Raw genomic sequence first — 25,812 nt, 5'->3', positions numbered from 1 at the left:
GGTCACTCTCCCGCCGGGACGGCTTGCATGGCTGTTGTCCATCCACGTGGGTGAACAGTGTAAGAGGCAACACGCTTTCCGTAGCCCGCGATGTGGTGGAAATGATAGAGCGGAATAATTGGATAGTCCGCCATTACGAGATCGGTGGCGCGAGCGATTGCCTCGTCCCGCTTCGGCCCGACCTCGATAGCCTCCGCGTTGGCTAATGCCTCATCGAATGCCGCGTTGCGATAGTCTCCGTAATTCAACGAACCGGTTTTCTGTTCGTCATTTTTCGAAGCGAGCACGGCATCGAGACAGATCGTGACCGCATCGCCGGAACAGCCAGCATACCAAGCCGGATAATCACCCTGGTTCAGTTTGTTCGCGTAGACAGAGTAGGGGGCGACCGCCGGTTTTACTCGAACCCCGATGCGCGCCCAGTTTTGGGCTATGGCTTGCAGGGATTCGCTGTCACCTGGATAACGTCCTCCCGGCCCGCCAATCTCCACACTGAAACCGTCCTTTAACCCTGCACGGGATAGCAAGTCTTTGGCACCTTCATAATCAGGTTTGGTGACGGAAAGTTGGTCCGAGGTGCCCGGTAAACCAGTCGGAAAAAGCTGAGAGGCCGCACTTCCGTATCCCATTAGGATTTTCTGGGCGAGAAAATCGCGATCTGTCGCCATCGTCAGCGCCTTGCGCACCCGTGCATCGCGAAACGGATTGGCGATTGGTGAGCCGGATTTGTCGGTTACGCCGGGAAGCTTCTCGCGCCCGACGTCAAATTGCAGGAAATTGGATCGCGCCGCGCTGGTGCTTTCAACCTTTGCTCCGCGCTGTTTAAGCATTTTAACATCACGCGCTGGAATATAGTCGGCAAGATCGACATCACCAGTGGCGAGGGCAGCGACGCGAGCAGCAGGACTCTCAATAATCCGGAATACTACTTCAGACCAGGCAGGCTTTGTTCCCCAGTAATCATCGTTTGTAACCAGTTTAAGGGTTTCGCCCGATTGCCAGCTGTCGAATTTGTAAGGGCCGGTACCGATTACAGCCAAGCCCCGGTTCATCTCATCGGTTGCTTTGAAGCCGCCGTCCTCGTGTCGCACAATGAATATTGACGCCAGCGATAGTGGAAGGGTGGGATCAGCTTGGCTCGTTTCGAAGACAACGGTATGCGGATCCGTTGCAGTGATTTTGCTGATGGCTTGCGTATAGGCCGCCAGTCCGCCGCCTGGGGGCTTGAGATAATGCTGGATACGTTCAACGGTAGTGACGACGTCCTGTGCCGTAAAAGGCGAGCCATCGTGAAACTTCACATCTTCGCGAAGCTTGAATTCCCATTGTGCGTCTGACAGCCGCTTCCAGGATTTGGCAAGCCCCGGTTGGGGTTCCATGTTTTCGTCCTGATAAACCAGCCTTTCAAAAATATGAGAGAGAAGTGAGGTGTTTTCGTTGAGATCCGCATAATGGGGGTCGAGTGTCATAAGCTTGTAGGCAGTTGCAACTTTTAACGTCTGTGCGCTCGCCTCAATTGCCGTCAGGCCTCCCAGCATCGAAATACTAACGCCGGCGCAAACCAGCGCCCGGCTAAAAGTGCTTATAAGTGTCATTGAATTACTCCCTTTGATGTTCCGCAGCACGCCACACTTCGGGTTCGTGCTTCTCCCGCGAAAAATTCTGTCCTCCTCATCCAGGCCTGTTTCGCCCGGCTGATCCGCCCTCCCGTGATTATGTAGAGTTTACTCTGTAGTTGAATACTCTACAGAACGCAATAAGTTCAAGGATGGAAAACCGCGATATCTTTGCCCGTAATCTGTTCTGGTTAAGGAACGAGCGAAAACTCTCTCAGGAAGAGCTGGGATTCCGCTCCGGTTTGCATCGCTCGACGATTCAGAACCTTGAAAATCGAAAGCACTCACCAACCCTAAAAAATCTGGCGAAACTGGCAGGTGCGCTCGAGGTAACTATCGAGGAGTTGATCAGCCCGCGCAGGGAGGACTGAGACTTGTTTCCTTCAAAATCATTAGAAGATCGGCAGCCACTGATCGAAACGGAGGCCAAGGAAATTCATCGCAGTCGGGCTGAAGAACGCCTAGAGTTATTAATGCATGCAGTTTTGCGATGGCACCGTAAATGGATCGAGCCGGTGTATCCCACAGTTCATGTGCGGCTATGCCTTCTCGTTCGGAAGCCTCACTTTCCGCTTCAAGCGCACGCGTATATCCGGTCAGTTCGTCCGCAAACTCGAGAATGGAGTAATGCTCTTTCAATCGCGTGTTTGCTTCTGCGCGTGCTTCCGCTAGCGATGGGCCGGGTAGAATGTTTTCTATGTCCCGGTAGCTCATTACAGAGCAGCTTCCAATCCCGGGTACTTCCACCTGGATGTAAGGTTCGCCGACCTCCCGAAGCAGTTTTCTCTCGAGATGCTGCTGCAACCGGCAGAGCTGACAGAATTCAGTATAGGCTTTCTGCCAGATTTCCCATTTCAGTACTGCAGGATCGTCGTCGGGCCCAGGCGATGGCGGATTTGATTTGTGGGAAAGGAATTCCTCGACGGAGGAAAGAATGTTTCGATGGGTACGTGAGGGCAAAGTTCTGCTATTCTCAGAATCAGCCATGATCCGAGCTCCTGTAAGCTTGGTTTGTGGTAAGGTCGTTTGGGTGGTGCAAACACTCAAACGACCGCTATCTTGGTTAAGCTACAGGAAGTTTTCTCAATGCGCAACAAAAATCACCATGACATGGTGATAAATGGCCTCCAGGGGAGACTTGGAAGGGTTGCCTTGGGATGGAGCGTTCTTGAATTGGCGGATGCAGCTAGCGTATCTACGCAGACAATCGTGCGTTTAGAGCGGGGTGAAGAATTGCGCCCAGCGACTCTCCAACGCATAAGAAATGTGCTAGAAAATGCCGGTATCGTCTTCATTTCAGAAGACAACGACGGTAGTTTCGGAATTCTGATTAGACGATCTTCTTTGACATAACTTCTCCCAAACAGATAAGCCGCGGTCTGTGACCGGACAGACAACGGTGCTCAAGCACACAATCCAAAAATAGTTAAAGAGCCGTGCGAGTTTTAGTTGATGAAAATGCGCCATTTGTATTTGGCTTTGTCATCCGGGTTTAGTGTGCGTCTGTTCTTGTTCTGCGAGATGACAGTGTTGACAGCGAGATTCTAACCATACTGCACCGGTGAGTTGCTTGAGGAGCAGAGCGGTGGCCGTTCTTCTTGCTGGCTGGTCACAACGATCTCGAACCTAGGCAGGAATTGCTCGGATAAGCAGCGAAGCGCGAAGTTCATACTGAGCGTTCAGAGAAATGCTGCCAGCCCCCTGACTTTTACATCTTCAACGACCGACTTTCCCTATTCCTGCGTTAGGACAAAGATATGACGGATACAGTAACTCGTTGAAGCATTCTTTTTGATCGCATCAAGAAATGAATTGCCCACTTTGATCGCGTCCGGGGTGGGGCCATCCTGCGTGCATTGGATAAAACGAATCACTGCTGAATCCCGCGCCAATGTGAACTAACTCCAAGAGTGCTCGCGCCCGCTGGTGAGATTAATAGTATGCGTTTTCGTAATGTAATAAATATAATTGTGAAGATCAGCAGTGCTTTCGTAAACGATCAGGCGCCATAAACACCTTGCAGCTTTTCAAATATCTCGGGTGCAATCTCATATTGCCGAGCTTTGCCTCGACCAAGGGATGTCTTGCCCCAGGATTCTTTTAACAAGCCGCGAGTGACGAGAGGATCAATCGCCTCCTGCGCAGCTTTTCGTGTCATACCAGTCACTTCCGTTACGTTAGTTATGGTCAGCACCATTTCAGCTTTTTGCAGACTGTAGAGCAGATTCATCATTCCAAGCTGACGCAGACGCGAGTTTGGTGTCTCGTCGGGCAGCGGTTTAGACATGATCTCGTGCGTCGTCACGGTCGCAAAAATCGCATTGTGCCAGCGGCTCTCTAATTGACTTGGCATCTTCTTAACTATGCGTTATCGTGTAGTATGAAAGAAGGGTGAATGCGCGCAGGCAAACCGCGTGTGGCGCGATAGACGGGGAGAATGGCATGAGGCATGCAGTCATTCGGGTGCTTTCCGGCGTTTTAATATGCGCTCCATTATACACGTTTTCGTCATCTGTGGCGCGGACAGATGATTGGGGGTGCCAAGTGCTGCTTTGCCTTTCCAATCCCGGCTCGCCGACCGAGTACGCTGAATGCCGTTCGCCAATCGAACGGCTTTGGTCACATCTGGCCAAGGGACGCACCTTTCCCATTTGTAGTGGCATTGGTTTCACGACGTCCCGGCCGCGCTACGAGCCCTATTACTGCGATACCGGGTTTCGCCTCGTCACAAGGTCGGACGTCCGCGGGCACAGCGAGGCTGGATGCGTGTCCATCGAACCCAAAGTCGTTAGCAAGCATATGTGCAGGAGTGATTACAGTAGTGTGGCGACAGGCCAATGGTACTTCGAAAATTCGAAGAGAGTCTGCAAAGCCTTTGTCGCCAAACGTCCCAATATCCGGAAACAACCTCGATATGTCGATGTGACAATAGATGGTGCAGGTCGCCAACGCGTGTGGTTCTGACGATTGCAACGATTTTTGTCGATCTTGCGCAGCAATGCGCGCCGCAGATTGTGACCGAAACACTCGCAGCTGTGGTAAGTGTCGAGAGCGGCTTTAAGCCATTCGCGATCCGCATCAATTCCAACTATCCCCCTACCAATCAGCCTCGAACCGAGGCCCAAGCCATTGAAACCGCCTCAATCCTGATCGCCGATGGCATCGACATTGATCTCGGTCTCGCAGGCATTAATGCCGGTGATCTCGGTAAGCTTGGTCTGTTTGTAAGCGATGCGTTCGATTTCTGCCTCAACCTTAAAGCAAGCGCCTCACTGCTCGAAAGCTATTATCGAGTGGCGGTTGAGGCGGGCGCGACGGATGCCCAAGCTGAGGTGGTCATGCTGCGCTCGTATTACGGCCACGGCGACCCTTCGCTCGGCGAATTGGTCGGCTATGACAAGCGCGTTTTGGCGGAACGCAAGCGGTTGGTCGAACGCCTTAAGACTATCGAGATAACTCAAGAACAGGCAAGCGGGACCCAGCGGCGGACGGCGGACCATAGTGTGAGTTCCGACACTGGCGCGACCCTACATTCGCGAAGTCGTTCCGAACCGCCTGCGCCAAAATGGGACGTCTTCAGTTCAGGGAGGCGATCTTCCGTCCTCGTCTTTTCAAATGACCAACAGGAGTGATGAACACATGAACCTTCAGGCTCGCATCAAACCGTTCGCGACGATCGCGTCGATGGCAACCGTATTCTCTCTAGCCCTGATCGAGCCGAGCTTAGCCCAAGCAGGCGGTATCGAGAGTGTTCTGCAGAACATCGTCAATATGCTACAGGGCAATGTCGCACGTCTGCTGGCCATCATAGCGGTCATTATCGTCGGCATCGCCTGGATGTTCGGCTATCTGGACCTCCGCAAAGCCGCCTTCGTCGTCCTTGGTATCGGTATTATCTTCGGTGCAACCGAAATCGTCTCCATGATTTCAGGCAGCTGACAATGATTGGGACGATCGAACTCGAGCAAGACACGCTGTTCTTGGCCTGCACGCGACCGGCGATGATTGGCGGCGTGACGATGGAGGCGATGGGGATCAACATGATCTTCACGACAATCCTTTTCATCGTCGCGGGGTCGGTCGCCTATGTCCTTGTGGGATTGGTCTTTCACACCGTCTTCAAGGCAATCGTCAAGCACGATCATAACAAGTTTCGCGTTCTGCTTGGCTGGATAGAGACGCGAGGTAGGACCCGTAATAGCAGGTTTTGGGGCGGATCAAGCCTTACACCGATGAAGCTTGTCCGGCGTTATGATGAAAGGGATCTCGGCCTTGTCTAGTACAACCATCATAAGGAAGCGCGAGCTCGAGCCAGAGACGTTCATTCCTTATGTCCGCCACGCTGACGAACGGGTGATAGCCCTCGATTCCCGCGCCCTCATGGTTATGATCGCGCTCGAAGGCGTGTCATTTGAGACGGCGGACACCCTCGATCTGAATGCCCTTCATCGCGACCTGAACACGCTTTATCGCAATATCGCCGATGAGCGGCTGGCTCTTTGGACGCATGTCATCCGCCGCCGCGACAACGATTATCCCGAAGGAACATTTTCCAATGATTTCTCGCGCACTCTGAACGAGAAATACCGAAACCGTATGATCGACCAGGACTTGTTCCGCAACGATCTCTATCTGAGCTTGGTTTGGTATCCCGGCCGAGACCCGATTGAGCGTGTGGTGGCTTTGCTGTCGAAGTTGCGCAAAGCGCGGCGAACCGGACTTGAGGTAGACGAAGAAGCGCTGAAGCATCTCAACAATGCTGTCGTTGACTTGACCGCTGGGCTCAAGCGCTTCACTCCGCGCATCCTGTCGTTACAGGTGCGGGACGGACTTGTCTTCTCAGAGCCGAGCGAGGTATTGCACCAGCTGGTCGGTGGCCGCCGGGAGGCCGTGCCGCTGACTGAGGGGCGGACATCGTCCGCGATCTATTCTGATCGTGTCATCATCGGCCGCGAAACCGTCGAAATTCGCCACGAGGGAACGACCCGCTATGCCGGCATGTTTGGCTTCAAGGAATATCCGGCCCGAACGCGTCCTGGCATGTTCGATGGTTTGCTCACCGTTCCATACGAACTGATCTTGACGCAGAGCTTCTCATTTTTGTCGAAAGCTGACGGCAAGACGGTGATGGGGCGCAAACAGAACCAGATGATCAGCGCCGGCGACAAGGCCGGGTCGCAACTCGAGGAACTGGACGCAGCCCTTGATGACCTGGAATCGAACCGGTTTGTCCTTGGTGACCATCATCTCACACTAACGGTGTTTGCGGGATCGGTGAAGGATCTAACCGACAATCTGGCAAAAAGCCGGACGCATCTGACCAACGGCGGCGCGGTCGTCGCGCGAGAAGACCTCGGACTGGAAGCGGCCTGGTGGGCGCAGCTCCCCGGAAACTTCCGCTATCGTGTTCGCTCAGGCGCCATAACGTCGAAGAATTTTGCAGCCCTTTCGCCGTTCCACTCCTATCCGGCAGGCAAGCGCGACGGTAACGAATGGGGGCCGGCGGTGGCGATGCTGAAAACTGCGTCCGGCTCGCCGCTTTATTTCAATCTTCATTATGGTGACCTCGGCAATACCTTCATTGGTGGCCCTTCCGGGTCGGGCAAGACCGTTCTGCTCAACTTCATACTGTCCCAAGGCGAGAAGTTCGACTCGCATATCGTCTTTTTCGATAAGGACCGCGGCGCCGATCTCTTCGTACGCGCGGCGGGCGGAACCTATCTGCCGTTGAAGAATGGCCGCCCGACGGGATGCGCACCCCTTAAGGGCATGGAACTGACACCGGAGAACAGGGCGTTCCTGGCGCAGTGGGTGAACAAGCTTGTCGGCTCTAAGACACGCGAACTCTCGGTTTCCGACGTGCGAGATATCGCCGGTGCTATTGACGGCCTTTCCGATCTTCCTGTCGAGCGCCGGTCGATTGGCGCATTGCGCACCTTCCTCAACAACACCGATCCGGAAGGTATCGCCGCGCGGTTGCGCCGGTGGGAAAAGGGAGGTCCGCTCGGCTGGGTTTTCGATAATGACGCCGACGAGATCGGTATTGGGGCGAAGTTCCTCGGCTACGACATGACGGACTTCCTCGATAACGAGGAAATCCGTACGCCGCTGATGGCTTATCTCTTCCATCGGGTCGAGCAGCTTATTGACGGCCGTCGCATCATCATCGTCATCGACGAATTCTGGAAGGCCCTTGCCGACGAGGGCTTCAGGGACCTGGCCCAGAACAAGCTCAAGACCATCCGAAAGCAGAATGGCCTGATGTTGTTCGCCACGCAGAGCCCTCGTGACGCTATCAATTCCCCGATCGCCCATACGATTATAGAGCAGTGCCCAACGCAGGTTTTCATGCCGAACTCACGTGGCAGTCATGTGGATTATGTCGGCGGATTCAAGCTAACCAAAAGGGAATACGAGCTGATCGCGCGTGAGCTTTCCAATGAGAGCCGACGCTTCATCGTCAAGCAGGGCCATAACAGTATCGTCGCCGAACTCAATCTGAGCGGCTTCGACGACGAATTAGCCATTCTCTCTGGCCGAACGGCGAATGTCGAACTCGCCGACACGATAAGGGCCCGATCGGGGGACGATCCGGCAGTTTGGATTCCTCTATTTCATCAACGAAGGAGTGCAGTCTGATGCGAATTCGCAAATCTACGATGGCGGTGGTGGCCATTCTCGCCCTGTCGGCTGGCGCTGGAGCACAGGGAATTCCTGTCGTCGACAAGACGGCGATCCTGCGATGGGCCAGCCAGCTCGATGCAATGAAGCAGCAGTATGAAGCGCTCAATCAACAGATTAATCAGGCCGAGAAATTGTTCGGCTCCCTGAACAAGCTGACCGACATGGCGGATGTGGCTTCGCTTCTGAACCAGCCCGAAATCCGCAAGGCGCTGCCGCAGGATTTTGTCGCCATCGAAAGCCTTCTTAGTGGCAATGATTCCGGCCAATTCGGCGATGCCGCGTCGAAGTTTACCGACAGCAATTCGACCTATCAGTCGTCGGCGAATGATTTCTACGCACATGAACTCGAGAGAATCCAGAAACGCAATGCTGGCCAGATGTCCCTAGGCCAGAAGATCTACGACACGGCGACCAAACGTATCGAAGGGATCGACCAGCTTCGCCAGAAGATCTCCTCGGCGAGCGACGCCAAGGAGATTGCTGACCTGCAGACACGAATTCAGGCCGAAAGCGCCTTTCTGCAGACCGATCTTCTACGGATGCAAGGCTTGCAAATGGTCCAGCAGGTCCATGTCCAGGTCGAGCAGCAACGGCATGCGGAGGACTGGAAGAAGCGTATGGATGAAATGGGGGCGGCGCTTCAATGAGACCTTTTGTCAACTTTCTGATCATCGGAATGCTTACAGGATGCTCCCAGGCGGAAAAGACCTATTCGGTCGACGACTTTCTGGCAAACGATGCGCTGTTGGCTGAGCATGTCGAGAAGTGCCGCAACAATCCAGGTGAACTTGGTCAGACGCCCAACTGTGTCAATGCAGCTGCTGCCGATGGCAAGGCGCGCCTTCAACGAATGAAAAAGGCTTTGGGGGGCTAACGGGGGAAATGTATAATATCTTCGCCTTTGTCGATGGGCAGTTCCAGAACCCGTTGCAGAACTTTATTTCAATCGGTACATCGAACATCGCCAATTGGGTGGTTGGTCCTATCACAGTGGCATTGACCCTCTACGTGATGCTTTATGGCTTCCTTATCCTGCGAGGCTCTGTCCAGGAGCCAATCACGGATTTCGCATTTCGTGCAATGAAACTCGCCGTTATCCTGATGCTGGTCAGGAATGCCGCCGAGTATCAAATCTATGTTGCCGACCTGTTTTTCGAGTCACTTCCACGCGAGATATCCCAAGCTCTCAATGTTGGTGCCACACCGACCGCAAGCACCTTTGATGCTTTACTAGACAAGGGCCAGAAATCGGCGCGCGAGGTTTGGGCGCGCGCCTACTGGCCAGTGGACATCGTGACCGGCCTCGGCGGCATGCTGGTGATAGGGGCGAGTTTTGCCGTCGCGGCAATTGGCTACATCGTTTCCCTCTATGCCAGGCTCGCACTGGCGATCGTTCTGGCCATTGGGCCGATTTTTATTGCACTTGCCATGTTCCAGGCCACGCGGCGTTTCACCGAGGCGTGGCTCGGCCAGCTCGTTAATTTCGTTATCCTGCAGGTTCTGGTGGTCGCCATCGGCTCGTTGTTGATCGACACGATCGATTCCATTTTTCTTGCCATTGAGGCCTATTCCGATGTGCTGATGCGGCCGATCGCGCTCTGTGCCATCTGCCTTGCGGCGCTCTACGTGTTCTATCAGCTCCCGGCAATCGCCTCAGCGCTTGCTGCGGGCGGCGCGTCGCTCACCTATGGCTACGGCGCGGCGCGTGATGCACATGAAGGCATTCTCGCCCGGGGCATGAAGAATGCCCGTGGGGGCATCAGGACAATTTACCAAAAATTCCGGCTTTCAGGCTCTTCCTGACCGACGATCCTGCACTTTTGAAAGGTCCACATCGATGGGGCGAACGCTATTGTTATGTCTTTCACTCTTTGCGTTGAGCGGCTGCGCGACGCTGAGCTATCCGCTGCCCAAATGTGACAGTTACGCCAAACGGCCGCTCAATAGATCGATGTGGGAATGGGAGAGTGGTAAGCAGGTGCCCGGCCAGCAGCATTCTTCGCTTGCCGCAGGCACATCGTCCGCCCTGGCTTTCACACTGAAGCAGAACAGCGGGGGCGTTCACCCGGCATTCGCGGGTTTTGATGAGGCCGGATCTCTCCGCGCCTGCCAGGCGGAGTAAGGCTATGGTCACGACGGACAGCCTCAAGGAATATTTCGATAAATCTCGACGCTTCGATCAGGATCGGATGATATCGGCCGAACGGTCGAGGCGGCTTGCCTGGTTCGTGGCGACGGTCGCCAGTCTTCTCGCCTGCGTGTCGGTCGCAGCGGTCGTGGCGTTGACGCCGCTGAAGACCGTCGAGCCATTCGTGATCCGCGTCGACAACTCGACCGGCATCGTTGAGGTCGTATCGGCTTTGTCCTCGGCGGCCGGCACCTATGATGAGGAAGTGACCAAATACTTCGCTGCCCGCTATGTCCGGGCGCGCGAGGGCTATGTCTGGTCGGATGCCGAGGAGAATTTTCGCATTGCCTCGCTGATGTCAAACTCCGCCGAGCAGCAGCGCTTCTCATCCTGGTATCGTGGCAGCAATCCGGAATCGCCTCAGAACGTCTACGGGCGCTCGTCGACGTCACGCATCGCGATCAAGTCGATCTCGCTGATCAATAACAATGTGGTTTCGGTCCGATACACGAGAACCATCACACGGGGTGACGATATCCGCACGACCCATTGGGTCGCGACGATCACCTATTCCTATGCCAATGCCCCGACATCCTCCAGCGACCGGCTGGTGAACCCACTTGGGTTCGTGGTGAGCGAGTACCGGGCCGATCCGGAGGCCTTCAATTGAAGAAAGCAAGACTTTTCGTTGCTACCGCCATCGCATTGCTGGTGATGCCGCCGGCACATGCACTCGAGATTCCGACCAGTGCGCAGCAGGACAATCGCGTCCGCTTCGTCAACTACCAGCCTTACAATATTACGCGCGTCGTCGGGACGATCCGATCGTCGGTGCAGGTGGAATTCGCCCCGGATGAAGAAATCGCGCATGTCGCGCTGGGCAACACGGTTGCCTGGGAGGTCGCGCCAGCCGGGCATATCCTGTTCCTTAAGCCGCGCGAGAACCAGCCGGCGACGAACATTTCCGTGGTCACAACGCGGCGGGACGGATCCAAGCGCAGCTACCAGATGGAGCTGGTCGTGCGGGACGGCTCCGTGGACGCCGGACAGAACACCTACTTCTATGTGAAGTATCGATACCCGGCCGACGAAGCCGCGCGCCGCCGCCTTGAGGAAGAGGCGCGCAAGCGCGCCGCCGAGGCCGGTTATGCCGACCAGGTCCTCGGCATTCACGAGCAGTATGGTCCGCGCAACTGGCGCTATTCGGCTCAAGGGTCCGCGGCGATCGAGCCGCAGTCCGTCTACGACAACGGCAAGGTGACGACGTTCGCCTTCAGCGACAATCAGGAAATGCCGGCGATCTACATCGAGAACTCTGACGGGACGGAGAGCCTGGTGCCGAAGACCGTGCAGGGCGATCTCGTTCTGGTTCATGCGATCAGCCGCAAGTTCATCCTGCGCCGTGGGTCGGACACGCTCTGCATCTTCAACGAAGCCTATTCACCCGTCGGCGTGGATCCGGGCACGAACACCACTTCGCCCTCGGTCGAGCGCGTGGTCAAGGCTCCGACCGCGGGCCAGTAGGGGAGGGCATTATGTCAGACACTGAAAATGCAACGATCCCGGGCGAACGCGGAGAAACCTCGGCGACGCACAAGAAGGAAACCAACCCGCTCGTGAAGCGCGGCGCTGTCGTGTTCGCGATCGTCGCCTTTATGGGCTTTGCCATGTGGTCGATGCGGCAAGCGCCAAAGGAAGAGACCGAGCAACCTGGCCCGAACGTTATCCGGCAGACCACCGAATTCGAGCCGGCCAAGGCTGAACCTGAACCGGTCGTGCTGCCCGTGCCCGAGATCAAGCTCCCGACGCCGGCGGTCGCAGCAGAAGAGGCCCCTGCCGTCGATGAACTGCTCGAAGCCGCCCGGCGGGCGCCGGTCATGGCCTTCGGCGGCGGCCAGACCGGCAACAGCAACCGCCAACCGACAGGCGCGGCACCAACCAACGATCCCAATTTCATTCCGGTCGATGGCGCGTTCGGTGGACGGGGACAGGGCGAAAACGAGGATCAGCGTTTCAACCGGATGCTGAAGCCCACGGTGCTGGAGGGCTCGAAAGCCGGGCATCTCGGCAATCGCAACTTCATTGTCGCGATGGGCACCTCGATTCCCTGCGCGCTCGAGACGGCGTTGTCGTCGGACCAACCGGGCTTTGCCAGTTGCGTGATCACGCGCGACGTGCTCTCCGACAATGGCCGCGTGGTTCTGATGGAAAAGGGTACCCAGGTCGTCGGCGAATATCGCGGCGGGCTTCGCCGCGGGCAGAGCCGCCTCTTCGTGCTTTGGAACCGTGCCAAGACACCGACCGGCGTCATCATCACGCTGGCCTCTCCGGCGACAGACGCCATCGGACGCGCCGGATTCGACGGCTATGTCGACACCCATTGGTGGGAGCGGTTCGGCAGCGCCCTGCTTCTGTCCGTGGTCGGCGACGTCGCCACCTACGCCGGTCAGGAATTGCAGCGCAGCGATGTTCAGGCACAGGGCACGACAAGCGCCGGCAAGGAGGCGGCCGCGATCGCCGTCGAGCAGTCTATCAACATTCCGCCGACACTGACCAAGCACCAGGGTTCGCTCGTATCGATCTTCGTTGCACGCGACCTGGATTTCTCCAGTATTTACGGCCTGCGCGTGACCGAGCCGCGCAACACGATCTACGACCGGGCCGTGATGGGTGATTTTCACCCGAAATCCGATCTCGTGACGAAGTAGGGCAGGGGATGGCGGAAAATTCCGATGCCGGCGTCGTTCGCCAACTCCTCCTCCCGCTCGCTCCCTTCCTCAGGGACAAGAGCCTCTATGAGGTCGTCATCAATCGGCCCGGCGAAGTGCTGACGGAGGGGTCGCAAGGCTGGCAGCGCCACGAGCTGCCGGACCTTTCATTCGACAAGCTCATGCGTCTGGCGCGGGCCGTTGCCAGCTTTTCCAATCAGGGCATTGACGAGACCCGCCCCCTCCTTTCCGCGACCCTTCCGGACGACGAACGCATCCAGATCGTGATCCCGCCGGCAACAACGAGAAACACCGTCTCCATCACCATCCGCAAACCGTCATCGGTGTCCTTGTCGATTCAGGATATGGAGAATGGCGGCCTGTTCGATGCCGTCGTCCAGAGCACGGACCATAACTCCGCAGAAGACTCGCTGCTCAAGATCTATCGCGAGGGTAAATATCGGGCGTTTCTGGAAGGGGCGGTGCTTGCGCGAAAGAATATCATCATTTCGGGCGCCACAGGCTCAGGCAAGACTACACTGTCGAAGGCTCTGGTCCAGCACATTCCAAAGGATGAAAGGCTCATCAGCATCGAGGATACGCCTGAGTTGGCTATCTCTCAGCCGAACCATGTCCGGCTATTCTATTCGAAGGGCGGCCAGGGCGTGGCCAGGCTGGGCGCGAAGGAGCTCCTGGAATCCTGCCTGCGCATGCGTCCCGATCGAGTGCTGCTGCAGGAACTGCGCGACGGAACCGCCTTCTATTATATCCGCAACATCAACTCGGGTCACCCCGGCTCGATCACCACGGTGCATGCGGACTCCCCGAATCTCGCATTCGAGCAGCTCACGCTTCTCGTTATGGAATCCGAAGGCGGAAGGGACCTCGACCGGGACGACATCCGCAATCTGCTCAAGATCTCGATCGACGTGATTGTTCAATGCAAAAGGATTAACGGACGCTTCCGTGTGACCGGAATCTACTTTGCGGATGCTGAAAGTGGGAATTCAATCCGATCCGCTCGCTGACACGGGCATTTGCGGCCAGCATGTCGCGGCGGTTCAACGGCAACACAGAATCAATCGTATCGAGTTGTTCTGCTCAGCTTACAATATTTGAAGGCACTGGGTTGGTTTGTTCATAGAATGACGCCATCTGTTCTAAGACTTGCGGAAAATCCGTATGTTACGGAAAACCGAGGTTGATCATGAAATCCACAATAACGACCGCAGCCCTTTCTGATAGTCCAAACTAATTCTAGGTGCATATCCTGTCGCGGGCGATATTTGACTCATACTCATACTCATACTCATACTCATACTCATACTCAAAATCAGAAACAGGCCAACCAATTCGCACCGTTTAATGGGGCGAACCCAGCCGTATCGTTGGTAAAGCCCAATCAGGACTGCAGCAATTCAGTGTACATGAGCTCGATACGCGCAGCCTCCTTTTCAGTCAGGCCGGCAAGCTCCGTTTCGCGAGCACGCTTCGACACCTTACCGCCATTCTGGCTTAGAAAGCGGAACAGGAGATCGAGCAGTCTGTCCGGCATGTCAATCATGCGCGAGACCTCATTCTTGAAACTATCATAGGTTTCAGGAAGGCGGTCTCTGCTGGCAGGTCAACATCAATGGTACGCGCCACGTATTCGAACAGGAATTCCGCATGGGGCGTTGCGTCGAAATATCGATAAAAATCGACAGTCTCGTTCAGCACCTCTACATTGCCTCGCTCGGTCGGTCGCCAGCGGACAAAAGGCAACAGGCGACGGGAATAGGTCTCCAACACTTGACGGTACTCATCAATGCGGTCGAGAATGACTGCCGAGACAGGAAACACCACCCCAGGCGGATTGAAACCGCGTTCCGCCAAAACATGATGGATGACGTAACGATGCAGGCGTCCATTTCCGTCCTCAAACGGATGGATATAGACGAAGCCGAAAGCAAGGGTGGCCCCGGCTAATACCGGGTCCAGTTGCCGTGCTGCACCGCGGTCGAATGCGGTCAATCCTTCGATCAGAGTCGGCAGATCGTCATGCCGGGCGCTGACATGATCCGGAATGGGCGCGCCGCTCAGGCGATCATGCTCTCCGACAAAGCCGCTATCAGCGCGCAGGCCAAGGTATACGAAACGCGCATCGCCAATGACGAGGCGCTGCAATCGTTCCAGTTCGGCACGGTCGATTGGATGGCGACCGGCCTCCGCGATAACCTGTCCCCCGCGTTGAATGCGGTCCCTGGGAGGGTCTTCGCCTTCAATCTGGAAACTCGACCGTGAATCCTTAAGGAGCAGGAAGGCAGCAGTACGGGCAAGCAAATCCGCCGGCACCTCAGCGATCAGGCGCCGAGATCTCGGGCGATAAAAGCTTCTAGCTTGGGTGTGCGGAAGATCATCGGGCAGAAGGCGGGTGTGCCCGGCAGATTATTCTTCACCCGATGGCGAGAGGATGTCGTCCCATCGATTGCCCATTGCAGATCGGGATCGACGATCAGGGCGTATGTGCCCCGGGTTGCATCATCGAGATCGAGCCTGGTGTCGAGCAGCCATTCATAAAGAAACCAGAGACGCAGCGCATACGCACCGGTCGGCGCTGCATGCACAATGTCGATAAGTGGCCTTGGCCCAGTAGCCTGAAACAGGGCTTTAAGGACGGCCAGGTCCAGACCTTCGTAACGTAAAGCGAAGGTCAGATGGCCTGTGAGACTAGCGTCTGGTTGGTGGCGTGGCGTATAAAGCTTCCAGTCGTCAGCTTTATAGACTTTGTGGCGCGCACCGATGGCGGCGAGGTTGATCGGCACGTGAACAGCGAGCTCGAAAGCGTCGATTAGGGACGCGTATCCGACCGGGATTGCTCGTTCCGGTAGGCGACGGTCGTGAAAAAAGCTCACTTGGCCTGAAAATGGCTTCTTTTGCCCAAGAAGCATAATTTTTGATACTTTCCCCTGAAATTCTTTTTCACTCGCATTGTGTCATGAAAACCAATCCTATTCCACGAATTTCGAATCTGAATGAGGTTACTCCGTGAAAATCAATAACAGACGCCACAAGGGGAGATCAGGCTCCGTTCTACGAATGATCGGGAAATGAGTTCGGGGAGGACTCTGTAGCCGAAGCACTTCCCGGGTTCTGGCGCGAAATTTTCATTTCTGCTGCGCTGTTGTCGTTTCTGTGGGAATAATTGAGTGAGGTGACTGGCTATGGCGATTGATTTCAAAGGTTTTCATTTCCCCAAAGTATCATCCTTTATGCGGTGTTCTTCTATGTTCGTTACGCGCCGCAGATTGCAGATCAGGCTCAGAAGCGTAAACATCCAACCCTTCACTCGTAGCGTGTTGATGGTTCGACCAGAGATTGTCCCGTTGCGCGCTGCGCGCGCTAGTGTTTTCAACCCATTTTCCATTCGTGTACGACGATCTTCCAACCATTCCCGAGGAAGCAGGGGAATGGCAAGTCGGGTAGTGTTAGCATGGAAAAGCTGCCCCAGGTGCATCATGCCTTCCATTATGGCATGTCGAAGCAAAACTTTTTGCAATTCTGCTTTTAACGCATTTGGCAACGTGGTTCGTCGGCTTTGGGTTGGAGCCAGGATTCTTGACTGGTAATCATAGACTGGTCTCTTGCCGTCTCTTGTTTCTCGCGAAATTGGTCGATCACCTTTTTAGTAAGCCTTCGACATAATCGGACCCGAGTGCCTCTCTTAACGCTTCTACTCCGTTTTTGGGTAGTCTAGATAGGCCGCTGACAATACCCTCTTTCCATGCATCACCGCGCTCCCACGCTTCCTCCCAAGCATCGCTTAGCTCAATTCCGTGGCGCGTTTGCACGAGGGCTTCAAAGAGCAAAGCGGCTTGCGTTAGATCTTTGTCAGCCCTCAAACGCCCCAACGTGTCAGTGAGTCTTCGCGACGAGACAATCAGCTTGTGGACGGCATACTTCTCGGGAGCAGGAACGAGAACGTTTATGCCTTCGCGGAAAAGAAGCACTGTGCGGATAGGCTCGTAGATCAGATAATCAAGAAACCGCAGATTCTCCGCCGATGCGCCGCCTAGAGCGGGCATGGGCGACGGCTTGCCAGTGTATTCTTCTGATCCTCGATTTCCGGTCAGGAACTCCACCCGATAGCCTTTTGCGTTCACGAAGGCGACCACCTTAGCCTTATCGGCCTGGTGCGGAACCGCTCGGAATTCAGGGTCGACTGACTGGAGGATATCAAGGATTGGCGGGAGAGTATCTTGGACACCAGCCGAATTTGCGAAGTCCTGAGCGAAGTCCGCGTCGCCTGTCTGCAGCGCGGCAGAGGGCAGCCGGACACCGAGCATTCCAGCATAGGTGCTGAATGCCACCGACCCAATCAAGATAGCGCGCAGCCGGAACAACCCAGCATCGGCCAAGGCTTTCGTGACGTCACCAGCAAAGGGATCGGGACCGGGAAGGCCGGCGCGTCGCAGCGTGCTGACCATGCGTCTACGCTCTCGGATATTGTCCTTGATCTCTTTGTGGGCTCTTACCCGCTTAGCGATGGCTTCGTCGCTCGCGGGGCCGACGTAGCTTCGTTTGTCTTTACCCTCGGGGGTAGGACAATCGAAATACCAATAATCGCGATCCTTGACAGTTACGGACACAAACCATCCTTCTAAAGGAAAGTCTGCTACGAATTGTGCATCCATTGTCCGCTGCGCCAACTCCGCGAACATCGTTCTATAGCTGATGTCGATCTCTTTCATTCTTAGCCTTTTCGAATGAGTTGGTCGTACCGGCGGCGAGTTGAACTACGTCGTTATAAGTTTCTGCCAAAACCTTATAACGGATCGACCGAGAAAAAAAGCCCAGAAAACGGGCGCAAGATATGGTGCTTGCCTGTACCAGGGCCGTCACAGGCAGAAGAGGCTAGAGGGCGGGAGCGGACAATTACCATTCCAGTCGCAAATCACAAACCCGCCTGAAAACCTAGGCAAGATTTTATGCATTTGGTGCTGGCGGCGTTACATGCTGACGCCAGCTGTTCCAACTTACAGCAAAAAACCCGAATGGCCGCCTCGGACTTTTTTCTAAACGTCAGAATTGAAAGAGCATGGGTTCTTGACCGGCAATCAATCCTCGACCTGTGCTCGATTATTGCGGCGCAAATCACAATCGTGAGTGGTTGAGAAAATGAAGTAAAATTGTGCTGCCTTGACGAACCGCAATGGTTCATAAATAATCTGAATGAACCAAGGAGAACCTAATCATGACTGCTGCGTTTACGGTCCGCGTGCAGGACGACGTCGTCAAAAAACTGGATAAAATTGCCGCGCTGTCTGATAGATCACGTGCTTATCTTGCCGCACAAGCTATCGAAGATTATGTGGTGCGGGAAGAATGGCAATTGGCGGAGATTCAAGCAGGAATCGCAGAAGCCGATCGCCATGAATTCGCTACTTCGGAAGAGCTAGGCAGAGTCATAGGGAAGTATGTTGGGGCTGGTCGTCGCGAATGACTGCTCCTACTTTACGCTGGACGCGCCGCGCCGTTCGTCGGCTCGACCAGATAGGTGCCTATATAGCAAAAGACAATCCCGACGCTGCTGCTAGAATTGTGACGCGAATTGTCTCTGCAGTGGAGAATTTAGCAAGTTACCCCTCGATGGGCCGGCCGGGCCGTATAAAAGGCACCCGCGAATATGTATTCGCAGATATTCCTTATGTTATCGCATACAGATTACAGTCTGGGGTAGTAGAAATTATTACTGTTATTCATGGCGCTCAGAAATGGCCATTGGAGCTGACTAACACATAAAAAAACAGGAGTGCACTGACGCGTTCTGCAGCTCGCTATTGAGACTGCCAAAGGTGCTAGTCCGAACTAATTCTAGGTGCATATCTTGTCGCGGGCTGTTCTTGACTCTGACTCTAACTCTAAATCAGAAACATCGCACCGGATTTGCCCCACGTACTTGCTTTCGTCGCTGGCGCGCGTCAGCGACGCGTTGGCGTTTGGATGAGCGTCTTGCCCTGTCGCCAGTCGGCACAGCTGTTGATTTGCGCGATGAATTGAACCACTTTTGTGTTCCGCGGTGCTCCAGTCCATCGTGAGGAATTTGCTGCGATTTCAGGATCCTAAATGCATTCCTGTGGATCACAGTAAGACGCAAAAATGGGTCAAATCACGGCAGAACTCGATAGTTTGAGCCTTGCCAGCACCTTTTGACTACGCAATGTGGGAACGATACGACTACACGCGTGTTCTCTCTAGACTCAAAATCGAGAAGGGAAAATGGGTTATTCCTATTAAGCACAACTTCAGGCGGCATCGCGCTGTTGTCATAAAGCGAACCGCGGCTAATGCAAATCCAGCCGGATTCTCCAAAAAACATGACTCGAGAGGTTTGAAATTATGACCGTCGTCCTTGCTACCGTTTGCCAAGATGGAGTCGTGCTTGGCTCTGACTCTCAGATTACGGACAAGGGGAGAGGCATGACATACCCGGCCGAGAAGCTGCACCCTTTGGGCGAGCTAGCGGCTTGGGGCGGAAGTGGCGCGCGATCGGTGCTGGTCGACGTCGAACGGTGTTTCAATGAAAACAGTGCGGCTATTCTGGAGGCCCCGGATATCGGTCGCGCGTTGCAAGAACAGGTGCTCCCGATCCTGCGCCATCACTACGACACGTTCATCTCGGACGTTCCGGGCGAAGAAGGTGGCGGCTCCCCATCGGCCTACGTGATGGCTGCCGGGTGGCGCAAAGGTGAGCCGTGGATTGTTGAGATAACGCCTTCTGGCATGATCGGGCACTACGCTGATATCGGATTCCACGCGATCGGCAGTGGTGCGGCTATGGCACAGCAAGCCGGCTCGCTTCTGTCTCACTTCAATTTGACCGATCGGTCGATGCGCTTCGGTTGCGCGGCCGTCCTGCGTGTTTTGGAAGCGCTTGACCTTTCTTCCCCCACCGTCGGTAAGCCATTCAGTCTATGTCGTATCGACCGGGACGGTGCGCACCACCTCAGTGACAAAGAGATTGAGCAGGTGACCAAGGACGTGCGTCGATGGGAGGAAGCCGAACAAGCCGTAATCGCCAAAATGTTCGAGTGACCAGCCTTGAAGCAAATTGAACGAGCGAGATGAGGGCGCTCGATATTCGCTTGCATCCTTGAATTTCTGACAGGCCGGATCCGAACGTCGAGATATCGTCTGCATCGTAACCGGTGTTCTGACCCCACATTCTGTTTAATTTTGTGTTCTGTCATTGAGAGTTAACGAATGGACAGAACGGAGTTCTCTCGATGGATCAGAGTAAGCGCGATAGCCATCGCCATTGGCTAGCTGACTTAAAAGCCGGGATTGTTTCTGAAAGCTTGCGCCCTGGCGTGACGGTGCAGGAAGTTGCCGATCGTTAACCGCTTGAAGCTGTCGGGTTGAAGCACGGCTGTTCTTGAATCCAACTCAGCATACGAGCGTATCTGGGCGCGCTTGGCATGCTGCTCATGTAAATGTTATTGACTTGGAATCAGAAACATAAATTTGCCACTCAATTTGCTCCGCTTACAGAAATTCCAATCGGAGCCACCGAAAGGCCTTGCCGGGAAGAGACGCTCTACACCAACGCGCTCATGGTGAGAAACATCGAGCTTTATCTGAAGCTCGGCTATCGAGAAACGGGCCGCCGGCCAAATACGGCGAGGCCGGGATTTACGATCGTAGATATGGAAAAGATGTTGGACGACATGTGAAAGATGCTCCTGAATTCGTTGCAACGAAACCACCCCATAACCTCCCACGATATCGCCTTCTGTCCGGCAAAGATGACGCGACTTTCTGTCACCGTATTTCAGAGGCGCTGGATATTGGCTTCCAACTGCACGGCTCTCCTGCCGCTACTTTCAACGGGCAAGATGTCATTGTTGCGCAGGCTGTCATTTGGCCGCGCGCTGGCTAACTTTGATGGTTGTAGAGGCGTCAATGGCAATGCAAATAATCTGTGATCGGGCGATGCCTGAGCCTGCGCTATCAGCCCTTCCGGTCATGACGGAGATTCCCATGGAGCAGCAAAGTTCATACAGAGACTCATCAGAATTCCAGGCTTGATGCCTCTTATCTGTGCTGCAACCTTGTCTCGTCTGGCCGGGCGTATGTTCATCCTTACGTTAGTGCTGTTTTTACTCGCGCGGTTCTCTTCACCGGCATTGGCCGGCTGGCTGACGTTCGCGGCAATCGTTCCGGGTTTGCTGGTTAGTCCGGTCGCGGGCGTTCAACTCGACCGCTTAGGTCCGACGATCGCGGTCAGGATCGACATGATTGCCAGCGCAACATTCATTGGCGCTATCAGCATCGTTGGCTGGCTCGATTGGGCAACGCCGCCAGTTCTGCTTTTCCTGGTAATCCTGTTCTCTCTGGCCGGCCCGTTGGGCGCGGCGGGTACGCGAACGCTGTTGCCTCGCCTGGTGCCCTCCCATGCGCTCGATCGTGCGAATGCGCTCGATACAGCGATCTATGCCGTCGTCGATGTCGTCGGGCCCGCGATGGCCGGCATTATCGTCGCTTGGCTCGGGCCTGAAAGCGCGATGTCGATGATCTCCTTCTCTTACGCGGCTGCCGCCATCTGCCTGTCCTTTGTACCGCTCCTTCCCGGATTGGCGTCCAGACAGATTTCGTTCATGCAACAGTGGAAGGCATTCAGATCGTCGCCAGACAACCGACGCTGCGCGGCCTCGCCATCTCCTATTCGATGTACCAGGTCACCTGGGGCGTGCTCTATGTTGTGGTCCCAGTTTTCGTCGGTAGCCATTATGACGCCTCGGTTGGTAGCTCGGTGACAGGCTTCCTGTGGGCTGCGATGGGGATTGCTGGCGGAATTAGCGCACTTCTCGCAGGACACCTGCGAACGACCGGTCGAGAGCGTCACATTATGGCTATCGGAATGGTAATTACGGCCTTGGCGTCATGGCCCGTGGCAGCTGAGTTTGGGTTTGGCGGGCTGGCGATCGGCCTTATTCTTGCCGGCGTCATGTCCGGTCCCACCGATGTTGCTCTTCTGACGCTTCGCCAGCGTCGAACCGATCCGCAACAGCTCGGTCGCGTCATGTAGGTTCCGCCTTGGCAGGCATGGTGATCACGTTATCGCTGTCCACGACATTCATTCTGGCGGGCATCGCCTCTATCGTTGCGGCTATCGCAACGATATCGATCCCGTCCGATATAAAATCCGTTGCCTGACCATGCACTTGGTTGGCGAGAAACGGCGTTGGCGCTCAGCCCCGGAGATGCTCGAGACGGGAATACCTAACAGGTCGCGCTGAGTGCTGCGCCTTGCCAAGTTCGTCAATGCTGCTTATTATGCCCATAAGTTCCCTTTTTGTGGCATAATAAGGATATTTTAGGAAACATGAATGAAGAGTTTTATACTGTCGGTCAGGCGGCGGAGCGTTTGACGCTGCACCCGAAAACCGTGCTCCGGCTCATCCGCGAAGGACGCCTGAAGGGCACGAAGATCGGTAAATCCTATCGAATTCTACGATCCAACCTGGATACATTCGCCGGCGCGGGGCGGGCTCCGCAGCAGCCGATCACGGCGCGAGTATCCTGTGTTGTTGATGTGCCGGATGTCTCCCCCGAGCTGTCGCGTCGCCTGAGGGTAACCATTCAGGCGATGCTGCTTTCTCAGGAGCGCAGCCCCGATCGTGTTCAATTCAATTCCGTCTATGATGCGGAGTTGCGGCATTTGAAGCTGATTATGATCGGCTCCGCATCCGATACCTCCGAACTCTTGAGAAGCCTGGACTGGCAACTGGAGGCGGTCAGGTGACGACGGAGATATCGAATATGTCGAAACTCGACGCCATGCTCGTCGATCAATATCGGAACGTTCTTGGTCAATGGCCCGTTGCTGCCGATCACCTCTGGGTCGATACACGAGAGGGTTCCACCTTTGTCGTCGCGTGTGGCCCCAAGGATGCGCCTCCGCTCGTCCTCCTGCATGGAGCGCTGACCAATTCGGCGATCTGGATGTTCGATGCCGAACTCTGGTCGCAGTCTTTTCGTGTCTATGCCGTTGACGTGATCGGGGAGCCCGGACTGAGTACAGCTAAACAGCTTCCCGTGGAAGGCGGTAGGTACGCGGCGTGGCTCGACGACGTGCTTGCCGGGCTGGATCTGGAAAACGCCGCCTTTGTCGGCGTTTCTTTCGGAGGGTGGCTTGCTCTGAATTACGCCGTCCGCCGGCCGCACCGTGTGGATCGTCTCGCGTTGCTTTGTCCGGCAGGAATCGGCCGCCATAAGTCGTTCTTCCTGAAAGCCTTGCCGCTTCTGCTGCTCGGGTCCTGGGGAAAGGCCAAGGTTCGCGCTATGGTCATGGGGCCGCAGCCGCAAGCGTTGGCCGACAGGGCGCGACCTTTGATGGATCTCGTCTCCAGCATTCATTCGAAAGTCCGCCCACGGTCGATTACGATTCCGCTTGTCTCAGATGCAGATCTCAGCAGCCTGAAGATGCCGGTCCTCATCATTATTGGGGGGCGGGATGCTCTCATCAATTCCAACGAGACCAGGCGGCGGGCGGAGAGCACTATGGCGAATGCCCAGCTCCATTATCTGGAACACGCCTTTCATCACCTCCCCAATCAGCGGGAAACCGTCTTCAACTTTCTTCGAGACAAGCAAATCGGACGCATTCCATGAGCGAAGTCATTACAATCCTGGGCAATTTACGCGTACTCTCCTTTGACGTGAATGGTCCGCAAATTTCTACAGAGGCTGACATCAACGGCCTCATCGAAACCGCTTTTGGCAACAGAGCCAATCTGGTTGCATTGCCAGCAGCGCGACTGACGCAGAATTTCTTCGATCTCCGAACGGGATTTGCGGGGCTGCTCGTGCAGAAATTCGTCAATTACCAACTGCGTCTGGCAGTCCTCGGCGACATTTCAAGTGCTTGCGCGCGAAGCAAAGCGCTGAAGGACTTCGTGTATGAATCAAATCAGGGATCGTCGTGCTGGTTTCTGAGCGATCTGGAGGACTTGGGCAGGAAGTTGGTCCTAAACACCGAACGAGCGTGAACACCTTCTGTCACGCATGTGGAGTGCGCGGTGCTCGTTCCTCATAGGCGACGTGGTAATTTCCACCCGTTCGCTCTATGCGCGCGAAACCGAGCTCACCAAGATGCATCCCAGCGATCAGAAGCCGTTCCGAACTGATCATATCCAGCAATCTCGAGCGTGTCGCTGCGGCGAGATGCGTATCCTGATCGAACGCAATCGACACATCCGGCCGTGAGATCTGGATCTCTGGGAAATGAACTATGTCGCCCCAGACCAACAGGTTCTGGCCACCGGACTCAAGACGGTAGCCGGTATGTCCTACCGTATGACCAGGGAGCGGAACTGCCGTCATGCCGGGAAGCACGTCTCCGGTCTCGAACATCCGCAACCTGCCACGATAAGCGGCAAACGCCTGACGGGCGAAGATGAAGTTGCCATGGGCACGCTCGGGCGCGCGGCTCAGATTACCGTCATCCTGCCAGAACGCGACTTCCTGTTGAGACACGATGAGCTCGGCATTCGGGAATGCGGCTTCGCCTGAGGAGTCGATCAGGCCGCCGACATGGTCGGGATGGGCGTGCGTCAACAGGATGGCGTCAACAGCGGCAGGCTGGATGCCCACCTGGGCGAGGTTGTCCTTCAGCCGGCCGCCCCATTGTTTGAAACCGCCCGCGCCGGCATCGATCAGGACCGTGCGACCACCTCCGCGCACCAGATAGCAGTTGATGTGGATAGCGGTGTGGTCCAGTATCCCCGCATTCTCCTGCATTTGAGAGGCATCGTCAGCATCGATATTCGAGAGTAGGCCGAAACTGGCGTGGAGATAGCCGTCACTGATGGCTGTGAGGGTCAGGTCGCCAACCGTCTGGCTGGGAAAATCGGTCATCGTCATGGTTCGTCTCTGGCGTGAGTTCAGTTGCGTGCGTGGATGCTCGCCGCTTCATAGCCGCTGTCCAGAACGGTTCGAGGCGATACTGGATCTCGACAAAGGCCGGATGCCCCCGGCCATGCCGAACGGTGACAAAAATGACATGCACATTCTCCAAGGCCGCCCGAAGGATGCCGGTGCAGAGCGCTGTGCATCGCTCCGTGAGCGCCAAGAGCGTCTCTTCCGGCGGCATCCTGTCTTCCGAGATGTAGAGGGTGACATTCGGCACCGGCGTTCACCGCGCGCTTGCGGAGGCGACGTCATCGGCGCATAGATGTGAACATCGTACGTCAGATGTCCGATATCTCCGATCATGTCGCGACCTGCTTTCGCGAGCCAGCGATGTTCCGGGAACTTCTCCATGGCGACCGCGCACATCGCAAACGGCGTCAGGCCCAATTCGCGCAGTGGCTGAGGGCCTGTTGTGCTCAGCACAAGATATTCGGTTTCGCCGACGGCCGGGGCGCGCTTGACGCCCTCGTACAGGTTCCCGTGCCAATCGATGATGTGTTGCTGCCAACGGGCGAAGTTGCCGCCGCCCTTCTGGATATATTTTTCGCCGGTCAGAATATCGAGGCCGTCGATCGAATGGAGAGCGAGGTAGGCCACAATCTATAACGAAGCACTCAGAGTACCTCATACAGAAGCTACATCTGATGGAGGGCTGCAGATCAGTTTTGTAGCATGCGCCATTCATGGTCGAGAGCGTGGTTCATCCCATTATCGATATACTGTC

The 25,812-nt window shown here is 55.5% G+C and carries 32 protein-coding genes and 1 pseudogene; 25 read left to right on the top strand and 8 right to left on the bottom strand.

The window, feature by feature from the left end; all coding sequences use genetic code 11:
- Positions 1-2: 2 nt before the first annotated feature.
- On the bottom strand, positions 3-1,595 hold the full coding sequence (locus RT142_RS09475) for an ABC transporter substrate-binding protein (RefSeq protein WP_007881598.1): 1,593 nt from the start codon (positions 1,593-1,595) through the stop codon (positions 3-5).
- A 173-nt stretch (positions 1,596-1,768) separates the two neighbouring features.
- Between RT142_RS09475 and RT142_RS09470 the strand changes: the two genes are divergently transcribed.
- Positions 1,769-1,987: a helix-turn-helix domain-containing protein gene (locus tag RT142_RS09470; RefSeq protein WP_007881592.1), complete on the top strand. Its 219-nt coding sequence runs from the start codon at positions 1,769-1,771 to the stop codon at positions 1,985-1,987.
- Here the strand turns inward: RT142_RS09470 and RT142_RS09465 are convergent.
- Entirely contained in the window at positions 1,965-2,603 is a 639-nt protein-coding gene (locus tag RT142_RS09465; protein WP_064322889.1) for a hypothetical protein, read from the bottom strand. The genes RT142_RS09470 and RT142_RS09465 overlap by 23 nt on opposite strands.
- Positions 2,604-2,702: 99 nt before the next feature.
- On the opposite strand from RT142_RS09465, the gene RT142_RS09460 reads away from it, so the two are divergent.
- A complete protein-coding gene (locus RT142_RS09460) occupies positions 2,703-2,969 on the top strand; it encodes a helix-turn-helix domain-containing protein (protein ID WP_408912964.1) in 267 nt (88 codons plus the stop codon).
- A 646-nt stretch (positions 2,970-3,615) separates the two neighbouring features.
- Here the strand turns inward: RT142_RS09460 and RT142_RS09455 are convergent.
- Positions 3,616-3,903 carry a MarR family transcriptional regulator gene (locus tag RT142_RS09455; protein WP_231194330.1) on the bottom strand — a complete coding sequence of 96 codons (288 nt, stop codon included), beginning with the start codon at positions 3,901-3,903 and terminating at the stop codon, positions 3,616-3,618.
- Positions 3,904-4,058: 155 nt separating this feature from the next.
- On the opposite strand from RT142_RS09455, the gene RT142_RS24355 reads away from it, so the two are divergent.
- From RT142_RS24355 to virB11, 12 genes are all read left to right on the top strand, one after another.
- Positions 4,059-4,580, top strand: coding sequence for a hypothetical protein (locus RT142_RS24355; protein WP_084479979.1), 522 nt, complete (start codon positions 4,059-4,061; stop codon positions 4,578-4,580).
- A complete protein-coding gene (locus RT142_RS09450; protein WP_313028439.1) occupies positions 4,571-5,248 on the top strand; it encodes a lytic transglycosylase domain-containing protein in 678 nt (225 codons plus the stop codon). Before RT142_RS24355 ends, RT142_RS09450 begins: the two co-directional genes overlap by 10 nt.
- Positions 5,249-5,255: 7 nt before the next feature.
- Positions 5,256-5,555: a TrbC/VirB2 family protein gene (locus RT142_RS09445; protein WP_007881587.1), complete on the top strand. Its 300-nt coding sequence runs from the start codon at positions 5,256-5,258 to the stop codon at positions 5,553-5,555.
- Between the two features lie 2 nt (positions 5,556-5,557).
- Positions 5,558-5,896, top strand: coding sequence for a type IV secretion system protein VirB3 (locus tag RT142_RS09440; protein ID WP_007881583.1), 339 nt, complete (start codon positions 5,558-5,560; stop codon positions 5,894-5,896).
- Complete coding sequence (locus RT142_RS09435; protein WP_171380619.1) at positions 5,871-8,255, top strand: VirB4 family type IV secretion/conjugal transfer ATPase; 2,385 nt, start codon at positions 5,871-5,873, stop codon at positions 8,253-8,255. The genes RT142_RS09440 and RT142_RS09435 overlap by 26 nt, the downstream gene beginning before the upstream one ends.
- On the top strand, positions 8,255-8,947 hold the full coding sequence (gene virB5 / locus RT142_RS09430; RefSeq protein ID WP_171380369.1) for a P-type DNA transfer protein VirB5: 693 nt from the start codon (positions 8,255-8,257) through the stop codon (positions 8,945-8,947). The genes RT142_RS09435 and virB5 overlap by 1 nt, the downstream gene beginning before the upstream one ends.
- Positions 8,944-9,174, top strand: a complete 231-nt coding sequence (locus tag RT142_RS09425) for an EexN family lipoprotein (RefSeq protein ID WP_064322886.1) — start codon at positions 8,944-8,946, stop codon at positions 9,172-9,174. Before virB5 ends, RT142_RS09425 begins: the two co-directional genes overlap by 4 nt.
- A gap of 8 nt (positions 9,175-9,182) precedes the next feature.
- The gene (locus RT142_RS09420) at positions 9,183-10,103 is read left to right on the top strand and encodes a type IV secretion system protein (RefSeq protein WP_064322885.1); all 921 of its coding nucleotides are present in this window, start codon (positions 9,183-9,185) and stop codon (positions 10,101-10,103) included.
- Between the two features lie 323 nt (positions 10,104-10,426).
- Positions 10,427-11,098, top strand: coding sequence for a virB8 family protein (locus RT142_RS09415; protein WP_007881574.1), 672 nt, complete (start codon positions 10,427-10,429; stop codon positions 11,096-11,098).
- Complete coding sequence (gene virB9, locus RT142_RS09410; protein ID WP_084479977.1) at positions 11,095-11,952, top strand: P-type conjugative transfer protein VirB9; 858 nt, start codon at positions 11,095-11,097, stop codon at positions 11,950-11,952. The genes RT142_RS09415 and virB9 overlap by 4 nt, the downstream gene beginning before the upstream one ends.
- 11 nt (positions 11,953-11,963) lie before the next feature.
- Positions 11,964-13,136 (top strand): type IV secretion system protein VirB10, encoded by a 1,173-nt coding sequence (virB10, locus tag RT142_RS09405; protein ID WP_171380371.1) that lies wholly within the window; start codon positions 11,964-11,966, stop codon positions 13,134-13,136.
- Between the two features lie 8 nt (positions 13,137-13,144).
- Positions 13,145-14,164, top strand: a complete 1,020-nt coding sequence (virB11, locus tag RT142_RS09400; RefSeq protein ID WP_171380372.1) for a P-type DNA transfer ATPase VirB11 — start codon at positions 13,145-13,147, stop codon at positions 14,162-14,164.
- A gap of 374 nt (positions 14,165-14,538) precedes the next feature.
- Here virB11 and RT142_RS09395 read toward each other — a convergent pair whose 3' ends face one another.
- The 3 genes from RT142_RS09395 to RT142_RS09385 are packed head-to-tail and all read right to left on the bottom strand — an operon-like array spanning position 14,539 to position 16,066.
- Entirely contained in the window at positions 14,539-14,700 is a 162-nt protein-coding gene (locus RT142_RS09395) for a hypothetical protein (protein ID WP_313028437.1), read from the bottom strand.
- Entirely contained in the window at positions 14,697-15,458 is a 762-nt protein-coding gene (locus tag RT142_RS09390; protein ID WP_313028436.1) for a Fic family protein, read from the bottom strand. The genes RT142_RS09395 and RT142_RS09390 overlap by 4 nt, the downstream gene beginning before the upstream one ends.
- 20 nt (positions 15,459-15,478) lie before the next feature.
- Positions 15,479-16,066, bottom strand: coding sequence for a hypothetical protein (locus RT142_RS09385; RefSeq protein ID WP_312470774.1), 588 nt, complete (start codon positions 16,064-16,066; stop codon positions 15,479-15,481).
- Between the two features lie 273 nt (positions 16,067-16,339).
- On the opposite strand from RT142_RS09385, the pseudogene RT142_RS09380 reads away from it, so the two are divergent.
- Positions 16,340-16,467 (top strand): annotated as a pseudogene (locus RT142_RS09380) (IS6 family transposase); the annotation flags it as partial.
- A 325-nt stretch (positions 16,468-16,792) separates the two neighbouring features.
- On the opposite strand, the gene RT142_RS09375 reads toward RT142_RS09380, so the two are convergent.
- Positions 16,793-17,866, bottom strand: a complete 1,074-nt coding sequence (locus RT142_RS09375; RefSeq protein ID WP_171380373.1) for a GSU2403 family nucleotidyltransferase fold protein — start codon at positions 17,864-17,866, stop codon at positions 16,793-16,795.
- 503 nt (positions 17,867-18,369) lie between these two features.
- Between RT142_RS09375 and RT142_RS09370 the strand changes: the two genes are divergently transcribed.
- From RT142_RS09370 to RT142_RS09325, 9 genes are all read left to right on the top strand, one after another.
- The gene (locus tag RT142_RS09370; RefSeq protein WP_064322972.1) at positions 18,370-18,618 is read left to right on the top strand and encodes a CopG family ribbon-helix-helix protein; all 249 of its coding nucleotides are present in this window, start codon (positions 18,370-18,372) and stop codon (positions 18,616-18,618) included.
- Positions 18,615-18,917: a type II toxin-antitoxin system RelE/ParE family toxin gene (locus tag RT142_RS09365; protein ID WP_171380374.1), complete on the top strand. Its 303-nt coding sequence runs from the start codon at positions 18,615-18,617 to the stop codon at positions 18,915-18,917. The genes RT142_RS09370 and RT142_RS09365 overlap by 4 nt, the downstream gene beginning before the upstream one ends.
- 678 nt (positions 18,918-19,595) lie before the next feature.
- On the top strand, positions 19,596-20,210 hold the full coding sequence (locus RT142_RS09360) for a proteasome protein (protein ID WP_235820861.1): 615 nt from the start codon (positions 19,596-19,598) through the stop codon (positions 20,208-20,210).
- A gap of 634 nt (positions 20,211-20,844) precedes the next feature.
- Positions 20,845-21,054: a DUF1737 domain-containing protein gene (locus tag RT142_RS09350; RefSeq protein WP_171380375.1), complete on the top strand. Its 210-nt coding sequence runs from the start codon at positions 20,845-20,847 to the stop codon at positions 21,052-21,054.
- 193 nt (positions 21,055-21,247) lie between these two features.
- The gene (locus tag RT142_RS09345) at positions 21,248-21,931 is read left to right on the top strand and encodes an MFS transporter (protein ID WP_313028434.1); all 684 of its coding nucleotides are present in this window, start codon (positions 21,248-21,250) and stop codon (positions 21,929-21,931) included.
- On the top strand, positions 21,844-22,203 hold the full coding sequence (locus tag RT142_RS09340) for a hypothetical protein (RefSeq protein ID WP_353368081.1): 360 nt from the start codon (positions 21,844-21,846) through the stop codon (positions 22,201-22,203). Before RT142_RS09345 ends, RT142_RS09340 begins: the two co-directional genes overlap by 88 nt.
- Positions 22,204-22,500: 297 nt before the next feature.
- Positions 22,501-22,920, top strand: a complete 420-nt coding sequence (locus RT142_RS09335; RefSeq protein WP_171380376.1) for a helix-turn-helix domain-containing protein — start codon at positions 22,501-22,503, stop codon at positions 22,918-22,920.
- Positions 22,921-22,937: 17 nt separating this feature from the next.
- Complete coding sequence (locus RT142_RS09330; protein ID WP_204162563.1) at positions 22,938-23,789, top strand: alpha/beta fold hydrolase; 852 nt, start codon at positions 22,938-22,940, stop codon at positions 23,787-23,789.
- A complete protein-coding gene (locus RT142_RS09325) occupies positions 23,786-24,166 on the top strand; it encodes a DUF4180 domain-containing protein (protein WP_171380377.1) in 381 nt (126 codons plus the stop codon). Before RT142_RS09330 ends, RT142_RS09325 begins: the two co-directional genes overlap by 4 nt.
- Before the next feature lie 10 nt (positions 24,167-24,176).
- Here the strand turns inward: RT142_RS09325 and RT142_RS09320 are convergent, their stop codons facing one another.
- A complete protein-coding gene (locus tag RT142_RS09320; RefSeq protein ID WP_171380378.1) occupies positions 24,177-25,040 on the bottom strand; it encodes an MBL fold metallo-hydrolase in 864 nt (287 codons plus the stop codon).
- Between the two features lie 312 nt (positions 25,041-25,352).
- Between RT142_RS09320 and RT142_RS09315 the strand changes: the two genes are divergently transcribed.
- Complete coding sequence (locus RT142_RS09315; RefSeq protein WP_171380379.1) at positions 25,353-25,694, top strand: hypothetical protein; 342 nt, start codon at positions 25,353-25,355, stop codon at positions 25,692-25,694.
- Positions 25,695-25,812: the final 118 nt, after the last annotated feature.

The sequence above is a fragment of the Brucella sp. genome (assembly GCF_032066345.1).
GTDB lineage: Bacteria > Pseudomonadota > Alphaproteobacteria > Rhizobiales > Rhizobiaceae > Brucella > Brucella pseudogrignonensis.
The sequence above is the reverse complement of the archived record's forward strand: the minus strand, read 5'-3'. Positions and strand labels throughout refer to the sequence as shown.